Consider the following 16,567-nt stretch of genomic DNA (forward strand, 5'->3'; position numbering starts at 1 on the left):
ACGCTGTAGATGTTGAGGTGTGTCTTCTTTTCTGATAATAGCACTTAATGCAGGTGGATAATTTTGAAAATTACAACAATTAAGTGCTATAATTCAAGTATGAATATGCATTCAGAGGAGGAAAACCAATGGATTTAGCTTATAGAGAGAAAGCGTACGAATATGCCAAAAGATTCGAATCTAGCTATGACGATTATGATGAACGCTATAAGGTGCACAATAATCCGACGGTATGGCGATTTATGCCGCTGTCTGATTTTCAAGATTTACTAGAAACCAATGCGCTTTTTTTTGCAAAACCTGATGCATTTTCAGACCCCCTTGAAGGATGCTCTTCGATGTGGAACATAGAAGAGTTAAGAAAAAAAGGCGAACGTCATAACCGTACCTCTAGAACCTATATAAGAAAAATCCATGAATTTTCTGCTGTTTCATCCTGGCATATCAATGATTACGAAGCCGCTGGAATGTGGGATCTATATTTAAAAGGGAATGATGGCGTAGCTATTAAAACAACCTATGAAAATTTATTATGCAGTATTAAAGATTTACGCTATAAAATCTTCTCTGGAAAAGTGCAGTACATAGACTTCCAAAAAGAAATGATCAGTCACTCTGTATATGACACATTATTTTACAAGCGCAAATCCTACCAGCATGAAAATGAACTGAGGCTTGTTATTGTAGCAAGTCGTATACACGCTTGGAAGCTGCAAAAGCTATTCGAAATTCAAGGTATTTCCGCAAATCAATGGCAAAAACGAATGGATATCCTCGAAAAAAGATCGTATGAGTTTTCTCACGAGCATGGTAACCTCCTTACATGTAGTTTACATCAGCTGATCAATGAAATTTACGTATCACCAAGAAGTGCTCAAAGCTGTGTGGATGAGGTGAAATCTCTTACTAAGAAACACGGTCTCGCTTATAAAAAGGTTATTCAGTCTGACTTGTATAAGGACTATATTTACTAAATGCTAGCGAAGTACACAAAAGCTTAATCAAAAAATGATTAAGCTTTTTGTGTTACACGTTTTATATTCCCATACATTTCCTCATATAAAATAAAACAAACCTCCAAAGCCTATATATACATATTAGACGAATCAGGAGTACAGTATGGTTAAAAAAATGCTGTTTATTTTAGTATGCGGGCTTTGTTTGTGTTTGTTTTTTCAATGGGACGTAAAAAAAGGCTATAACGCTTATGTTCGCGTACATCCGCTTATCGAAACGCCTGTTTACCAAGGCAAGATAGCGCTGTATACACAAGGAAGTAATTTATATCCTGCTTTATTTGAGGATATTAAAAAAGCAAAAAAGTACGTGTACATTCAATTTTTTATTATTCGAGCGGACAACATCAGCATAAAGCTATTTGAGCTATTGAAAGAGAAAGCAGCTGAAGGGGTAAAGATTAAACTTTCTGTAGATCGTTTTGGAGGAAACGATCTCTCCCGAACACTCATAGATGATCTTAAGAAAAATGGAGTTGAGTTTACCTTTAGTCGAAAAGCAAGCAGGCAGCACTTTTTTTATAGCATTAATCATCGAAATCATCGAAAGTTTGTCGTAGTAGATGGCCAAGAAGCCTATCTCGGAGGTTTTAATATAGGAGAAGAATACTTAGGGAAGCATAAAAAATTGGGCTATTGGCGTGATTATCACTTGCGAATTAAAGGAGAAGGTATTTTTGAAATTGAAAAGCAATTTTTGAAAGATTGGGAAGAAGACACGGGACAACATATATCTCCTCAGCGAGTTCCTATCGCTCGCTCTCACGGAGCAAACTATCAGCTATTGTTTTCAACTGGAGAAGAACTTGAGCAAAAGATGATTGAACTAATCAACCGTGCCAAAGTAAAGCTTACCATTGCTACTCCTTATTTTATTCCAAGTGAACATTTAATGAATGCACTTATTTCAGCAAAAGAAAAAGGCGTTTTAATCGATATCATACTTCCGGACAATACCGATGCGTGGTTCACTAAACCGCCTAGTTACCCTAAAACAGAGCAACTATTAAACAAAGGTATTCGAATTTTCTTATATAAAAAGGGGTTTTTTCACGGAAAAGTAATGGTCATCGATCATACGATTGCCAATATTAGCACAGCCAACTGGGATCCCCGAAGTTTTTATTTAAATGATGAAGCGAGCTGTCTTATTTATGATCGCGAGATGATTGCACACATAGAACGAGAAATGAATGAAGATAAAACAAACAGCCGCAGATTAACCAAAACAGTAATAGATGAAATCCCTAAATGGGAACGTTCTCTTAAAAAAACACCGGAATGGATTTATTATTATTTTTGAAAAAATACCCAAATCAAGTTTTAATTATTTTTCCCCGGGTATATATTCTGTGTAAGGCCAATACAGGAAAGGAGAGACTGTACACATGCATTGTTTTACAGCGACTTCAAGAAATGTATTGAGCACCTTAGAAGGAAGATTTGCTTTAATTACAAAAGGAACATTGGTAAACAATCGTTATACTAAGTGCTAGGCTGTCTAATTCAGACAGAATACTCGACTATTTTATTCAAACATAACATTCAGTATAAAAAAGAAGATGCGTGCTAAGCGCATCTTCTTTTTTGTTGACTCTATTTTCTCTCTCTTTTGTACTTCGTCTTATTTTTACGCATAAAATAATAAAAAGGAGGGGGTTATGCTGTTTGATTATGAACGGGAGTTAACGATTGACCGAAAAGATGCTACTCAAAAGACTGCAGTCACTAATGCTGAGACTTATAAAAAAATAGACTGGGAACAAGTGAAATCAGAACAAAATCTTGCGGATGACCAAGCCCTTGTACGCGTACCTTTTCCGCTGATTTTCAAAAAAAATCAGCTGTATCCTGTATGGGATTTAAGAAAGTACGCTTTTTTATTTGAACAATCTACACCTGCTACTGTCCACCCTAAACTGTGGGAACAAGGAAAATTAAATGTACAAGCCGGTTTATATCAAGTAACTGAAAACATCTTTCAGGTAAGAGGCTTTGATATGGCTAATATTACATTTGTTAAAGGGAAAACTGGGTGGATTGTTATTGATTGCTTAACATCCAAAGAAACGGCAGAAAAAGCGCTTGAACTAGTAAACCAGCAGTGCGGGAAGCGTCCTGTTAGAGCTGTTATCTTCTCTCATTCGCATATAGATCATTACGGCGGAGTTCTAGGGATATTACCTGACTCAACACAAAATAAAACTAGTAAAGTTTATGCTCCTGCTGGATTTATGGATGCGGTTATTGATGAAAACGTCACGGCGGCAACAGCAATGACACGAAGAAGTCAATACATGTACGGTATTCGACTGCGACGCGATGAAAAAGGCTTAATTGACAACGGCATTGGAAAAGAAATTTCATTTGGAACAATCACGCTTATTAAAGGAATAGAAGAAATTCATCCTTCCGAACATCCTTCTTATGTAAGTAAGAAAATTGACGGCGTCTCATTTCAGTTTCAGCTTACGCCAGGGACGGAGGCGCCTGCTGAAATGAACATCTATATTCCTAGTGAAAAGGCTCTTTGTATTGCAGAAAACTGTACGGCCACTCAACACAACCTCTATACCCTTAGAGGAGCAAAAGTAAGAGACGCAGCAGCGTGGGCAAGGTACTTGCAGCAAGCAATCGATTTATTTGGCCAAGAACTAACAACTGTATTTGGGGTACATAATTGGCCAAGGTTCGGAAACGAGTCGTGTATTACCTATATCGAAAATCAACGAGATGTTTATCAATATATTCATGACCAAACATTAAGGCTGGTGAATCAAGGTTATACCATCGACCACGTCGGCCGAATGATGAAGCTACCGGAAACCCTATCTCACGATTGGTATACAAACGGCTTTTATGGAACGGTTAACCATAACGCAAAAGCGGTTTATCAGCGCTATATGGGCTGGTATAACAGCAATCCTGTAGATTTAAATAAACTGTTTCCTGAAGAGTCAGCTAAGAAATATGTAGAGTATATGGGCGGAGCGGACAACATTGTCCAAAAAGCACAGCGCTGTTTTCAACAAGGTGACTATCAATGGGTAGCTGAAGTGACCAAACAAGTTATTTACGCTGATCCTCACCATGTGAAGGCAAAACTTTTATGCGCAGACGCGCTTGAACAATTAGGGTATATAGCTGAATCTGGTCCTTGGCGAAATGAATATTTAACAGGAGCCAAAGAACTTCGTTTAGGTAATATACCGCTGCCAGTCAATATTATTACAAAAGAAGTATGGGATACACTTCCTTTGAAAAATATTTTAGAACTATTTAGCATTCGCGTAGATGGATTAAAGGCGGGCGCATGTAACTATCGTATATTGTTTGTGATACCCGATCGTAATGAAGTAGCTCTCACAGAACTTAAGTATGGAATCTTTAGGTATCTTGGAGATACGCGAAAGAAAGCTGAGGTGACGGTAACAGTGTGGCAAGATACCTTATACCGGCTAACAACTACAAATGATCACTCTTATAGCTCGGTCATATTTGTTCAAGGAGATAAATCAAAATGGGATTTCTTTTTGTCTTGTCAGGATTCTATTGATCCAAACTTTAATATTGTGACACCTGTTTCTAAAAAATAGAGTACCTGATTACAACTCAGAAAGCACATCGTTGACTTTTTGTTCAAAACAGCTGTCGCATGTGAAGATTTCTTTTTCTTGAAAAGATGTTAGCCTTTCTCCACAGATGGAACAGCATTCTATATAGTGATTGTTTCGCTCTTGTTCTTTTCTTTCATGTAACATAGCACTTTCCTCCTTTTCAGTATAAATAGTTTGTCTTATTTCTTTAAGTATATACTAATATCAGCCTATGCAGGGAATATAAGGCGTGCTAATGCAGATTATTTATAAAATAAAAGCGTTGTAAAATCGCTGAAATTGGCACAGGAATTGCATATTAAATCATTGAGAAATTTCAATGATTAATATGGGGTGAACAGAATGTCCATTACAAAAACAGCTAGTGAATTAAAAAAAGAACAGCAGCAAGAACAGGAATCACTTAATTTATTTTTATCTACTCAAACCGTTATTCAAGAAGCACTTCAAAAACTAGGGTATGGTGAAGAAATATATCATTTGTTGAAAGAACCGCTGCGCATGATGACGGTTCGTATTCCAGTTAAAATGGATAACGGATCGGTAAAAGTATTTACGGGCTACCGCTCTCAGCATAATGATGCTGTCGGGCCCACTAAAGGAGGCGTACGCTTTCATCCTGAAGTAAATGAAGAAGAAGTGAAGGCATTATCCATTTGGATGAGTTTAAAATGCGGGATTGTCGACCTTCCGTACGGCGGAGGTAAAGGCGGAATTGTATGTGACCCAAGAAACATGTCGTTTGGTGAACTAGAGCGACTCAGCCGCGGCTATGTAAGAGCCATCAGTCAAATAGTTGGGCCTACTAAAGATATTCCTGCACCGGATGTCTATACAAATTCTCAAATCATGGCGTGGATGATGGACGAATATAGCCGACTGCGTGAGTTCGATTCTCCTGGTTTTATTACCGGAAAACCTATCGTACTCGGAGGATCTCAAGGACGCGAAACTGCAACGGCTAAAGGAGTAACTATTTGTATAGAAGAAGCTGTTAAAAAGAAAAACCTTAACTTGCAAGAAGCACGGATTATTATTCAAGGCTTCGGAAATGCCGGCAGTTTTCTTGCTAAGTTCATGCATGACGCAGGAGCAAAAGTAATTGGCATTTCAGACGCGTACGGAGCTCTTTATGATCCGCTTGGTCTTGATATTGATTACCTCCTTGATCGACGCGACAGTTTTGGTACCGTAACGAATTTATTTACCAATGTGATGACAAACGAAGAACTATTAGAAAAAGAATGTGATATTTTAGTACCCGCAGCCATTTCGAATCAAATTACGGTTCGTAACGCGGATCGCATTAAAGCTTCTATTGTAGTCGAAGCCGCGAACGGACCGACTACACTTGAGGCTACGCGCATTTTAGACGAAAAAGGCGTGCTTTTAGTGCCAGATATTTTAGCGAGTGCTGGAGGTGTAACGGTTTCATACTTCGAATGGGTGCAAAATAATCAAGGCTACTACTGGTCTGAAGAGGAAGTAGCTTACAAATTACGCAAGGTAATGGTGGATTCATTTGAAACGATCTATCAAATCGCTCAAGAAAATGACGTAGACATGAGACTCGCTGCTTACATGGCAGGAATCAAAAAATCAGCTGAAGCTTCTCGTTTCCGCGGCTGGGTATAAGATAAAAAAACGATTTGGATTACATGTTCCAAATCGTTTTTTATTTGCCGGAACTGCCAAATAATTAAAAGAAAAACTGCTAAAAAAATAAACACGCTTAAAAAATTGGCATATTCATCGTTACCTAATTGATAATCAAAACATTTGACAGTGAGAATGATTTTCAATTATTCTATATTCAAGACAAATACATAACTATAATAAATTGAATGTGAAAAAGGAGACGAAAAGCATGAGCGTATTAGATATTATTAAAGCCAGAAGAACGATTGGAGCTATGCAAGACAAAGAAGTATCAGAAGATGCTATCAATCTTATGTTAGAAGCAGGCACTTGGGCTCCTAACCATAAAAAGACAGAGCCTTGGAAATTCCGAGTGTTTACAGGGGATTCACGCGTTCGTTTAGGAGACGAAATGGAACGTATTATGAAGCAAAAAACTGCTCACTTAAGTGAAGAAGAAGCGTTGAAAAAAACAACAAAAGCTAAAAAAGGCCCGCTTCGTGCTCCTGTCATTATTGCTGTAGCAGTAAGTCCTTCAGGAAAAGTGCCTGAAATTGAAGAAATCTCTGCGGTAGCGGCAAGCATACAAAATATGCTATTAGTAGCGGAAGAACAAGGTTTGGCTACAATTTGGAGAACGGGTGACATTGTCTATCAGTCAGAACTGAATGACTTTTTATCTCTAGAAGACGGCGATAAGCTCCTAGGCTTAATTTACGTCGGACATCCTAATAAAGAAGCTTCATCAAAACGTATTCCGTATCAAGATAAAACAATTTGGTATCGTTAGAAGGTTATTTCTGTGTTTCTATAAATAAAAGGCAGCAGCTCATAAGTTGAGCTGCTGCCTTTTTTATTGTTTTTGAAAGTGGCATAAAGAAATTTAATGCCAACATGCAGCGGCATCAATTTGCACTTTTATGGGTTTACCTGCAGCAGTTCTTTTTAGTATCTTATCGCGAACTTCCCTGGTTTCCGTAACTACTAGTCAGAACAATCAGAACAAAAAAGGAGTTGTCTGTGTTCAGTCTTCTTTGCGAAGACCAAAATAATAAGTACACGCCAAACCGAAGATAATGGGCGGCAAAAGAAAGACGATCATTTAACGGTCACCTTCCTTTCGGATGATTGAACGTCTACTTTCTGCGTTGGGGTAGCAGTGTTGACAAAGAAGATGCCTTTTAACTTTGAGTATTCCATCAATACTAATAGCAAACTCATCACAAGAAGCGGAACACACACCACTTTGGCAGGAATGTTGAAACAATAGTTAAGGACGGTGATGTTAGCAATAATGGGGAGAAAAATAATGTTCCCTAGTGTCGCGGTACGCGGAATCACCAATAACAACGCAGCTAATAATTCGCCAGTGGCAATAAAATAGTTGTAGAAATCAGAATACCCAAAGAAATACCACGCCAGTTTCATCGCAGAATCTTTTGTTGAATCGAACACGAAATCGCCTGTTATAAATTGTCCTGGGTAGATTTTGGCCATTCCATAAATAAGAAACGTAATAGCCATGGTCCACCTTAGGGTCGCAAGAATACTTAAACGAAATTTCTCTTTTGTTGATAAACTCATTGTTTTCCTCCATTTGTATGCTTAGTCCAAAAATCGCATTTTGGCTTCAGGGGTTGGCAACATACATGACGTTTGTTTTCCAAACCACTTATACCGATTACGTGCAATGAAACGATAGAACAGGTTTCGAATGAACGCGGGAACCACTTGGAAACACGCCATTAGTTGAATGGGTCCTCGAAGCTGGCGGACAATATGTAGGATAGCCGTAGACTCTGTGTAAAGATTCCCGTTCATAAGAAGAATGACCGAGTGAAGTGGTGGGTGCTCATAGTTATGCTTACGCAGCAAGGTTCCCGCAGTATCAGATTGAAGCGACGCAAAACGAAATAGAGCACGTGAATCTCGTTTGATAACAAACTGTACCCATTTGTTGCAAAGATTGCAAACACCATCAAATAGAATAATAGGATGGTGTGATGGATTTGGCGGCATGACGTTTCTCACCTTCCTTTTTTTATGAATATTTACTAAAATAAGTATAATTGTTTGCTTGTTGGACTACAAGACATAGGGGTAAAAGTGGAAATATTTTATGTGAGTTCAAGTAAATTTAAGCAAGAAAACAGAGTCAAATACAACACTGTTTTTGTTTGAATTTGAATGTATCAGCTTATCTAATAAAATTCTACTTTTTTGTGTTTCTTATAAATAACTAAAAATTTTTCCTTTTTTTCACAAAATGTAAAACTATTCCTGTTTTGAAACGTACTAGATATAGGAGAAATTTACAAAGGTAGATGCGATAAAAGAGTTAACCATCTTTGTTACTACAAAAAAGAAACTTACTTCGAGGTGAAGACGTGAAGAATCAACATATTTTAGAGGTGAAAAATTTAACTAAAGTTTATAAAGGAGAGGGATATGAAGTCACTGCACTAAATGATATATCCTTTCAGTTAGGGGTAGGTGAAATGGTTGCTGTTATGGGAACGAGTGGTTCAGGAAAAAGTACGCTGCTGAACATTTTAGGAGCACTCGATGAGCTAACTAGTGGAACGATTAAATTAAACGGAATGCTTTCAAAAGATATGTTCCAAGAACCTCAAGCTTCAGCGTACAGACGAGATAACATTGGATTTATCTTTCAATCATTTCACTTATTAAAAGATTTATCTGTAGAAGAAAACATAGCTCTACCGCTAGTTTTAAAAGGACTTACATCGGATGCAATTGATTCAAAAGTAAATAGCATTGTTGAGCTCTTGGGCTTAACAGCTTGGAAAAAACACCGTCCTGTACAACTGTCAGGTGGACAACAGCAGCGGGTAGCTATAGGAAGAGCTATTATAACTGAACCACCTATTATTCTGGCAGATGAACCTACAGGTAACCTTGATTTTAATACTTCCGAAGGCATACTAGACACACTGGTAACCACAAAAAACGAACTTAGCCAAAGCATACTTCTTGTTACTCACGACCCTAATGTAGCTACTTATGCAGATCGCGTTCTATTCTTTCATGATGGCTCTATTGTCGATACGTATATCTGTAGTGGAAATAGTGATTTGGATCATATACTAGAGAAGTTTAAGCTTATTACAAAAGCCGAGAGTCCTAAGATATGAAAACACTACGAGGTTTAGCTTTTCGTTTATTTAAGTCCAATAAATTCATAGTGTTTTCGTCTATTGTAAGTATAGCTATTTCTACCATGCTTGTACTTAGTATGGTTTTATTCTCTTTTAATGCGCAGGACACATTAAAAAGTCAATTAAAACAAACTTACGGTGAGATGGATTTGTCCGTAGGGTTTGATATGAATCAAGGCAAAATTTTGACATCAAATTTAGTTGAAGAAATTCACCAGGATAAAATGGTAGATAAGGTATCAAAAGTATCTATTGCTCATTTAAACCTAAATCAACTACATGCCTCTATCTATACAGTAGGTGTTGAAAATGATTACTTAGCTAAAAGTCGATATCGCTTTTCCAAACCTCTAAATAGTAGCTCTGTGGCAATGAATAAGAGCTTAGCCCAAGATTTAGACATAAAAATTGGAGATAAAGTCCTTATTGAAAACAGAACATACACATTAGCGGAAACCGTAAATGATTTATCCGCTACTGGAGTAGCACCGGATATGCTGATACTTAATCAAAAGAATGTAAAACGCTATATTCAAACAAAAGAAAAAAGCAGCGCAGAAGCGACTTATTTATTAATAAAGGCACACAAAAACGAGAGCGCCTTAAAGTTGGCCAATCATATTAAATCATATAACAAGGACTTACGTATTGATATAGCTGAACAAGATGCAGGCGTGCAAAATAATTTACAATCCTTACATACATTTATTATGGTTTTATCGGCATTGGTATTAATCATCACGTCTCTTATTCTCATTTCAAACTTTGAGCTTTTGCTTTACAAAATGAGGAATCAGTTCGCCATTATGCGGTCGATAGGAGCCACTGCTAAACAGATTAGCGAGATTATCACACTTCAAAGCACCGTTATAAACACCGTAGGTACAGGTGTCGGGTTTTTGCTAACCTTTTGCAGTCAAAGGTACTTATACAGCTGGTTAAGAAAAGTGTCGAAAATATCTTCCTCTCCATCTGATTTTAACGTAGGTACTGCCGTTATCATTACAGTTGTAATGTTTGTTATTATTCAATTCTTTTTACTCATTCCAGCTTATCGAAGTACAAAAGTATTGCCACTAAAAACAATGCAGAAGAACGAGAAAATTAACTATGGTTTTTCCAAGACAAGAATAGTAATTTTTAAAGTACTAATAGCAATGTCCTTATTTTTAGTTATAGGAAGCCAGGTATTTCCTACAAGAGGCACATACGGACCTGGGATGTTACTAATTACAGTTATTTTAGTCTTGTTTGCCTTTATACTAATCTTTCCTATCCTAGTGACTAAAGGATTAAAGTGGTTTTTACCATATGGAAAAAAACTATTTGGGCAAGAATTTTATATTTCCGTTAAAAACCTAATTCCTCAAGTTAGAAAAAATACCATGATTATCTTAATAATATGCGGATTAATGGTTATTACTGTATTTGGGTCAATTACATTTAGAACCATTCAAATTAATGGACTAACATACTTAAAAAAAGAATATGTAATGCCCATTATTGTGGAAACTCGCCTTGATGATTCAAAAATAGATGTAGCAGAACTCACTAGAAAGGCTGAACAATTGCCTCACGTAAAAAGCGTTAGCAACATGAGTAATCAGGGCTTAGGAGAGATTTTAAATTCAAAAAAGGTTGCGGATATTCGTTACAATGTGGTTGACTTGAAAAGATTGCAGAAGCAAGGACTTCTAGAGAGCTTCTCGTATGTAAAGGGAAGTAATAAAGAGAATAGTATAATAGTGTCTGAAAAATTTGCTGAAAGTCATGGTTTAAAAGTCGGTCAGGTACTCCATTTAGGTATGTATGTTGAAAATCAAGATGAATCAATGATAGAGGGAAATATAATACCTAAGGGAGATTATGTCGTAACAGCTATACCTGACCACCTTCTTGACAACTATGAGGCATTTTTAGATTGGAAAAACAAGGAGTTTAAAGATGTGAATTTTTACCGCCTATATATAGATGCTACGGATGTAAAGGCCGCTTTAAAAGAAATTGAAGGTTTAAAAAGCCAGTATCCCGAATTAAAGGTAAGCAGCTATGATCAATCTGTTAAAGAGGCAAACGAAATGTTTTATCAGCGCTGGGGAATTTTTATAGTTGTTATTGCCACGTTGGTTGTTTCTACCATGGTAGGAGTATTTAATTCATTGGCAAATAATATTTATTCAAAACGAAAAGAATTTGCTGTTTTACGCGCGATGGGCATGACGCCAAAATCCATTCGTAAAGTCATTCTTTCACAAGTGAATTTATATATTACGATTGGAGTAATATATGGAATTGTAATGGGACTTTTAATAACATTAATTCTGCTATCAATGGATCCAGGGAAGTTTGTTATAGATTATAAAACAATTCTTTCTGTAGTAGTATCAATGCTTGTAGTTAGCACTTTTTTATTCTCATACGTAAGTCGAAAAATATCTGGACAAGATCTTTCTATAGAGCTTACTAATGATAATAAGTGACCTCTCATTTAGGTATAGTAGAATACTATAATAGTAATAAACCCCAATCTCTTTGTAGAGGTTGGGGTTTATTAATTTCTATGTTATTTATTTAACAACAACGTTCCCTACATATTGTGCGTAGCCTCTATCAGTTTGGAGTTCTAGCAAATAAACATAATTCCCTTTTTTCTTTGGGAACGTAAAAGTTCTATCTTGTTCGTTTATTCTAATATCTTGCTTCGCATTACTAGTGCTTATTGTATAAGAACTAATGTCATTAACAAGAAAATCTTCGCTATCAAACCTTAAATTCCCTGGTGTTTCAGGGGCTACAGCTAGCTGTTGTTGCTTTTTAGCTCTATTTATACTATTCCTTGTATTTGTTTCCTTTCTGTACTGTTTTCCTTCTTCACCGCGCCAATCTACATTAGTTTCTTTCAGTTCAACATCCACAACATCATTGGCTGATAATGTAACCGTAGGGGGAGAGAAGTCATATTCCTCGCCTATACACCCTGATAATCCAACGATAATAAACGTAAACAGAGATAATTTTATAAACTCTTTCATATATAATGTCCCCCTTAGTTAGTTGCGACTAATAAAAACATTGCTGCTTAATTGCTTGGAACAGGGGAGAGGTAATAATAAATATCATATTCTTTATCAATATGAGGGACCACTTTAGTATCGGTACGGGTTTCAATTGTCATATTTGATTTTGTTGGGGTACCGGCATAAAAATCGTACTTTACACCTTTTGGAGTCGTTATTTCACTAGTGATATCTGTATTTCCCTTTGATTGTTTAATAATAGCTGGATTCCCATTAAAATACCAACGGATTTTTTGATCCTTTTGAGTTAATGTAGCTGTTCCTATACCTACATTCGATTTTTCTTTAATTGTATAGATAACAATCTTTTCGTTATCTACATATTTGCTTTCACCGATAATATCTTGTATTCCTGTAGACTCTTTTTTTGCATTTTCAAAGGCTTCATCTTCACTAGAATAGAATTCCACGTCTTTTTTACTGTTTACGTTCGTTGCTGAACAAGCCGTTAGTATACTGGCTGACAGTAGAGATGCGAGTAATGCAGAATATAACTTTTTCATACAAACCCCCGTTTTATTAATTTCTTTAATTTTAATCTTAATATAAATAGTTAAAATAATCCATTTATGTGATATAGTTGTTCAGTATGTAAAAGTTAAACAACAAAGAAATGGAGTTTCACAATGAAGAATTCAAGGAAGATAGCAGCAGGAGCAGCTGTTCTAACTGTTGCTTTTAGTTTAATGGGATGTACCTCAAAAGAATCAATTAGCAAAAATACAAAACAAGAAGAAGCCCAAAAAGAAATAAAAATAGAGTTAACGTTTCTCCAAAATGAATGTGATCGTCTTATTAATAAAGATGAGGACATAGAAAAAACGTTTCAAAGTTATAAAAATGATTTTAATTTGTTATCTACGTCCGTTAACAGTACTGCAAAGGTTAATAAAATGAATAATGACGAGTTAGAAATAAGTATCAATAACCTTGAAAAAGATGTTGATAAACTAAATGGAGAAGAGGCTTTAAAAGCTTATACGAAATACACTTCCCCTAAAACAATATATAAAGTGACAATGATGAAAAATATGCATTCGGTTATCGAGGCCACCAGAGGTTGGGATGACGGCAAGGATCTAGGTATATCATTCTTCTACGACCACCTCCATTCTTCTCAAGAAGATATTAATAGAGATATAAAACCTACAGTTAATGACATAACAAACGGACCAGTATACAAACTGCATATAATAAAAGATGAATTACAAAAGCATCGAGATGCTTTTAGTAAGGAACAGCTTGAAGAATTAGAAACAGCAATGAAAGGTTTTGATTATTCCTTGGATACTCAATTAAAAACCATCAGATCATATAAAAACATTGTTAACAATCCGTACACAAGTAATAATTATGACTATGAAGAAGAAGAAAAATATAACGGAGCCCGCACGTACCTTACTGATTTTGAATCGGATTTAGGTGTTGCTAAGCCTGAGTACTAAAAACGTCTGAAATGGAGGCCAACTATGAAAAAGCAAAAAAAAATGTTAATTACATTTTAATGTTTTTTAAGTCTTTCGATGTTGTAATATTTATATCTTCTTTCGTCTGACCAAAATGAAATGTCCTGCAATCGCTAAAGCAAGAGCTAATGCAATATTCTTTACAGCTAATAGGATAATCCGTGGATATAACTGCATATCTATAGAGAATGACATTACGTTATATACCGGAATGTCCCTAGTCGTCCAATACTTGACCGCTATATATGTTAATAAAATAAATAGCGGAATAGCAATGTTTCGTGATAACACCATAAGGAAAAATCCTAAGTAACAGTACAACACAGTTTGAGGAACATAAATAATAGTTAAATTAGATAATGATATGTAAGGATAAGGGTACCTTAATGTAATAGAAATTAGTAGTACAAAAAATGCCGTTAGAAAAATAAGAAAGAAATATGTCACTCTAATTAGGCCGTAAGACAAAACAGGTATCGGGGAGTTAGGTGTTAACTCAGCTGTTTTATCTTTATCAAAAGAGTGATCTAAAAATAAGTATATGGACCACCAACTGGCTATAGGACATACAACAAATTCTATTATTCTTGATATATATTGAAGGCTTTCTAGATCAGGGGAAAAGCACGTATAAAGTATTGCAATTAAAACAATTAAAAAAGGTACATAGAAGTCTATACCCATTGATTTAGCTTCGGACGAGATGTTTATTTTTTTTACGAAGGCCATTAGCATTTTCCTTTCTCTTAATTATAAGAGCGTAGTTACACAAATAAACCAAGTTTAACTGATGGAGTTCTTACGCATTCAATTAAGATGTTACTAGTGTATAATTAAAACATATTTAGAAAAACAAGTAAAATAAAAATTGAGGAAGATTACGCGGTTAGTAAACCTCCTGTAGCTCCAAAAAACGTATCTTTCCTATAAAGTTTTTGAAGTTTGCGGGGATTAACAAAAAGTGCTTGGATATTTAAATATCCAAGCACTTTTTTGTATGAATTATTTTAACTGGAAAGATTAATTAGGTGGCAGATACCTAAAATTTACAAAAAAGTGTAATTATTATAAAATTTAGTTATGTGCACGTTAAACAGAAGTAATTTCTATAGGGGGGGATAGTATGAGTTTAAAAGAGAGAGCAACTAAAGAGTTTAAAGAAAAGATTAATAGCGAAGAAGAAATTAGAGAATCTATTCTAACTTACTATGAATGTGAAAATGGATTTTCGGGACTTGTAGGTGTACCAAATGGAAATTCTATACCTATTCGAGGTGTTTTAGTTTATACAGAAAAAAGCCTACTTTTTTACGGAGAAGTTTTCTCTAAGCTGCCTATTGTATTACATATCCCATTCAATAAAATCAGAGAAATAAAAACAGGAAAGAAAATTCTTACAATTTTCAAATCAACTCTTACGATGGTTGTTGTTCATGATGATCAAGAAGTTTTCTCTACACGGGGAAACAAGGAGGACTTTTCTAGGTTGGAGTCGTTTTTTGAAAATGTGAATGAAGAAGTATTTCTTGCTAAATAGGTAGTACCAAGATAAGCCTAGACTTAAAAATTAGGCTTATCTTGGTATGGCGTTCGCTAATAACGTACTTTTAAGAAAGGATTTGGGTGTGTATATAGAAAATACGTTAGACGTTAGAATGCTATTTCAGTTCAGAGAGAGGTGGTAAGTATGCGTAAAAGAGATAAAGGGTTTTGGATAGCTTACCTTGTGTTTGCAATTATTATGCTATTAATCTACAAATATATACCGGCTGAAAACGGGTTTCTCGTTATCGTTTTATTTCCTCTAATTTATTGGTTCATCTACGAATTTATATTAAGACCTAAGAAAAGAAGAAGCAATGGTTAAGGAGGGGCAATTTGCTTGTTTTGGAATTATCTTAACATGTCAACAGGACTTATAATAGCTTTAGCAAACATTTTTAATTCTGCATTCCAAGGAAGTATGCGTTGGATTATGGTTGGGTGTGGTTTGTTAATTTTTATATACAATTTAATAGTAACTTTTGATCAAAAACAAAGTGAAGCGGCTAATCAAAATACTGTAGGAATTGTATCTAGAAAAAGGCGTTAATTGTTTTAGAAGTTTAAAGTACTTAAATTTACTTTCTTTTATAAGTGACGTAACGAAGATTCTGGAGTGAAAATTTTATAAGAAAGAGGGAAGTAATGGACGTTCAAAAGGTAGCAAATTTATTTTTGATTTTTGTCTTAATTACAGCAGGCATTTCATTGGTAATTGGCTTTGTTGTTGCTGTGAGAAGTACAAACTATAAGAAGGGATATGTAAGTACTTTTATATCCAGTGTTGTCTTTTTAATAATTATTGTGAGCTGGTATGATAAAGCATCTTCAAACGTTTTTATGGGAACAATACCTTGGATTTTAAATGTTATTGCCGTCATTATTGTGTTACCACTGTACGTGTTAGTTGCTCGCTTTATATTTAAAAAGGTGACAAAAGGACAAAGAGGAACAAATGAAAAAATTAGCGGTTAACTTACTTTTTTTATTGTTTTTCCTAATCTTCACGATTTTAAATAAATGAAGATACAC

At 35.5% G+C, this 16,567-nt stretch carries 17 protein-coding genes; 11 read left to right on the forward strand and 6 right to left on the reverse strand.

All coding sequences use genetic code 11. The features are described 5' to 3' along the window. Nucleotides 1-128 precede the first annotated feature (128 nt). The 3 genes from ACH0CI_RS18245 (at nt 129) to ACH0CI_RS18255 (ending at nt 4,612) form a co-directional block, all read left to right on the forward strand. Nucleotides 129-974 (forward strand): DUF2971 domain-containing protein, encoded by an 846-nt coding sequence (locus tag ACH0CI_RS18245; protein WP_406902028.1) that lies wholly within the window; start codon nt 129-131, stop codon nt 972-974. Nucleotides 975-1,119: 145 nt separating this feature from the next. Further along, on the forward strand, nt 1,120-2,319 hold the full coding sequence (locus ACH0CI_RS18250) for a phospholipase D-like domain-containing protein (RefSeq protein WP_335706634.1): 1,200 nt from the start codon (nt 1,120-1,122) through the stop codon (nt 2,317-2,319). A gap of 358 nt (nt 2,320-2,677) precedes the next feature. Continuing rightward, nucleotides 2,678-4,612: an alkyl/aryl-sulfatase gene (locus tag ACH0CI_RS18255; RefSeq protein WP_406902029.1), complete on the forward strand. Its 1,935-nt coding sequence runs from the start codon at nt 2,678-2,680 to the stop codon at nt 4,610-4,612. A gap of 9 nt (nt 4,613-4,621) precedes the next feature. Here the strand turns inward: ACH0CI_RS18255 and ACH0CI_RS18260 are convergent, their stop codons facing one another. Continuing rightward, the gene (locus ACH0CI_RS18260; protein ID WP_162871471.1) at nt 4,622-4,777 is read right to left on the reverse strand and encodes a hypothetical protein; all 156 of its coding nucleotides are present in this window, start codon (nt 4,775-4,777) and stop codon (nt 4,622-4,624) included. Nucleotides 4,778-4,975: 198 nt separating this feature from the next. On the opposite strand from ACH0CI_RS18260, the gene ACH0CI_RS18265 reads away from it, so the two are divergent. After that, nucleotides 4,976-6,268 carry a Glu/Leu/Phe/Val family dehydrogenase gene (locus ACH0CI_RS18265; RefSeq protein WP_406902031.1) on the forward strand — a complete coding sequence of 431 codons (1,293 nt, stop codon included), beginning with the start codon at nt 4,976-4,978 and terminating at the stop codon, nt 6,266-6,268. 232 nt (nt 6,269-6,500) lie between these two features. Then, nucleotides 6,501-7,061, forward strand: coding sequence for a nitroreductase family protein (locus ACH0CI_RS18270; RefSeq protein WP_335706631.1), 561 nt, complete (start codon nt 6,501-6,503; stop codon nt 7,059-7,061). 308 nt (nt 7,062-7,369) lie between these two features. Here the strand turns inward: ACH0CI_RS18270 and ACH0CI_RS18275 are convergent, their stop codons facing one another. Beyond that, complete coding sequence (locus ACH0CI_RS18275; protein ID WP_406902032.1) at nt 7,370-7,855, reverse strand: hypothetical protein; 486 nt, start codon at nt 7,853-7,855, stop codon at nt 7,370-7,372. Between the two features lie 21 nt (nt 7,856-7,876). Beyond that, nucleotides 7,877-8,290 (reverse strand): thiol-disulfide oxidoreductase DCC family protein, encoded by a 414-nt coding sequence (locus ACH0CI_RS18280; RefSeq protein WP_406902034.1) that lies wholly within the window; start codon nt 8,288-8,290, stop codon nt 7,877-7,879. 368 nt (nt 8,291-8,658) lie between these two features. Here ACH0CI_RS18280 and ACH0CI_RS18285 point away from each other — a divergent pair, with 368 nt between their 5' ends. Both ACH0CI_RS18285 and ACH0CI_RS18290 read left to right on the forward strand, forming a co-directional pair. Further along, complete coding sequence (locus ACH0CI_RS18285; protein ID WP_406902035.1) at nt 8,659-9,426, forward strand: ABC transporter ATP-binding protein; 768 nt, start codon at nt 8,659-8,661, stop codon at nt 9,424-9,426. Beyond that, the gene (locus ACH0CI_RS18290; protein WP_406902036.1) at nt 9,423-11,930 is read left to right on the forward strand and encodes an FtsX-like permease family protein; all 2,508 of its coding nucleotides are present in this window, start codon (nt 9,423-9,425) and stop codon (nt 11,928-11,930) included. The genes ACH0CI_RS18285 and ACH0CI_RS18290 overlap by 4 nt, the downstream gene beginning before the upstream one ends. Nucleotides 11,931-12,017: 87 nt before the next feature. Here the strand turns inward: ACH0CI_RS18290 and ACH0CI_RS18295 are convergent, their stop codons facing one another. Both ACH0CI_RS18295 and ACH0CI_RS18300 read right to left on the reverse strand, forming a co-directional pair. Next, entirely contained in the window at nt 12,018-12,482 is a 465-nt protein-coding gene (locus tag ACH0CI_RS18295; protein WP_182029696.1) for a hypothetical protein, read from the reverse strand. A 47-nt stretch (nt 12,483-12,529) separates the two neighbouring features. Next, the gene (locus ACH0CI_RS18300) at nt 12,530-13,030 is read right to left on the reverse strand and encodes a hypothetical protein (protein ID WP_335706627.1); all 501 of its coding nucleotides are present in this window, start codon (nt 13,028-13,030) and stop codon (nt 12,530-12,532) included. 123 nt (nt 13,031-13,153) lie between these two features. On the opposite strand from ACH0CI_RS18300, the gene ACH0CI_RS18305 reads away from it, so the two are divergent. Continuing rightward, nucleotides 13,154-13,972 carry a hypothetical protein gene (locus ACH0CI_RS18305; RefSeq protein ID WP_154972927.1) on the forward strand — a complete coding sequence of 273 codons (819 nt, stop codon included), beginning with the start codon at nt 13,154-13,156 and terminating at the stop codon, nt 13,970-13,972. A gap of 90 nt (nt 13,973-14,062) precedes the next feature. On the opposite strand, the gene ACH0CI_RS18310 is transcribed toward ACH0CI_RS18305, so the two are convergent. Then, the gene (locus ACH0CI_RS18310) at nt 14,063-14,287 is read right to left on the reverse strand and encodes a hypothetical protein (RefSeq protein ID WP_230683503.1); all 225 of its coding nucleotides are present in this window, start codon (nt 14,285-14,287) and stop codon (nt 14,063-14,065) included. 829 nt (nt 14,288-15,116) lie between these two features. On the opposite strand from ACH0CI_RS18310, the gene ACH0CI_RS18315 reads away from it, so the two are divergent. The 3 genes from ACH0CI_RS18315 (at nt 15,117) to ACH0CI_RS18325 (ending at nt 16,510) form a co-directional block, all read left to right on the forward strand. After that, the gene (locus ACH0CI_RS18315; protein ID WP_406902037.1) at nt 15,117-15,530 is read left to right on the forward strand and encodes a GRAM domain-containing protein; all 414 of its coding nucleotides are present in this window, start codon (nt 15,117-15,119) and stop codon (nt 15,528-15,530) included. A 345-nt stretch (nt 15,531-15,875) separates the two neighbouring features. After that, nucleotides 15,876-16,085, forward strand: a complete 210-nt coding sequence (locus ACH0CI_RS18320) for a hypothetical protein (protein ID WP_263034173.1) — start codon at nt 15,876-15,878, stop codon at nt 16,083-16,085. A gap of 95 nt (nt 16,086-16,180) precedes the next feature. Then, the gene (locus ACH0CI_RS18325) at nt 16,181-16,510 is read left to right on the forward strand and encodes a hypothetical protein (protein ID WP_406902038.1); all 330 of its coding nucleotides are present in this window, start codon (nt 16,181-16,183) and stop codon (nt 16,508-16,510) included. The last annotated feature ends 57 nt before the right edge of the window (nt 16,511-16,567 follow it).

Source organism: Priestia sp. 179-F W1.4 NHS (genome assembly GCF_045369295.1).
GTDB lineage: Bacteria > Bacillota > Bacilli > Bacillales > Bacillaceae_H > Priestia > Priestia zanthoxyli.

Coding starts and splice junctions, on each gene's coding strand:
- ACH0CI_RS18245 (WP_406902028.1), top strand. CDS start 129: ATGGATTTAGCTTATAGAGAGAAAGCGTACGAATATGCCAAAAGATTC.
- ACH0CI_RS18250 (WP_335706634.1), top strand. CDS start 1,120: ATGGTTAAAAAAATGCTGTTTATTTTAGTATGCGGGCTTTGTTTGTGT.
- ACH0CI_RS18255 (WP_406902029.1), top strand. CDS start 2,678: ATGCTGTTTGATTATGAACGGGAGTTAACGATTGACCGAAAAGATGCT.
- ACH0CI_RS18260 (WP_162871471.1), bottom strand. CDS start 4,777: ATGTTACATGAAAGAAAAGAACAAGAGCGAAACAATCACTATATAGAA.
- ACH0CI_RS18265 (WP_406902031.1), top strand. CDS start 4,976: ATGTCCATTACAAAAACAGCTAGTGAATTAAAAAAAGAACAGCAGCAA.
- ACH0CI_RS18270 (WP_335706631.1), top strand. CDS start 6,501: ATGAGCGTATTAGATATTATTAAAGCCAGAAGAACGATTGGAGCTATG.
- ACH0CI_RS18275 (WP_406902032.1), bottom strand. CDS start 7,855: ATGAGTTTATCAACAAAAGAGAAATTTCGTTTAAGTATTCTTGCGACC.
- ACH0CI_RS18280 (WP_406902034.1), bottom strand. CDS start 8,290: ATGCCGCCAAATCCATCACACCATCCTATTATTCTATTTGATGGTGTT.
- ACH0CI_RS18290 (WP_406902036.1), top strand. CDS start 9,423: ATGAAAACACTACGAGGTTTAGCTTTTCGTTTATTTAAGTCCAATAAA.
- ACH0CI_RS18295 (WP_182029696.1), bottom strand. CDS start 12,482: ATGAAAGAGTTTATAAAATTATCTCTGTTTACGTTTATTATCGTTGGA.
- ACH0CI_RS18300 (WP_335706627.1), bottom strand. CDS start 13,030: ATGAAAAAGTTATATTCTGCATTACTCGCATCTCTACTGTCAGCCAGT.
- ACH0CI_RS18305 (WP_154972927.1), top strand. CDS start 13,154: ATGAAGAATTCAAGGAAGATAGCAGCAGGAGCAGCTGTTCTAACTGTT.
- ACH0CI_RS18310 (WP_230683503.1), bottom strand. CDS start 14,287: ATGGTGTTATCACGAAACATTGCTATTCCGCTATTTATTTTATTAACA.
- ACH0CI_RS18315 (WP_406902037.1), top strand. CDS start 15,117: ATGAGTTTAAAAGAGAGAGCAACTAAAGAGTTTAAAGAAAAGATTAAT.
- ACH0CI_RS18325 (WP_406902038.1), top strand. CDS start 16,181: ATGGACGTTCAAAAGGTAGCAAATTTATTTTTGATTTTTGTCTTAATT.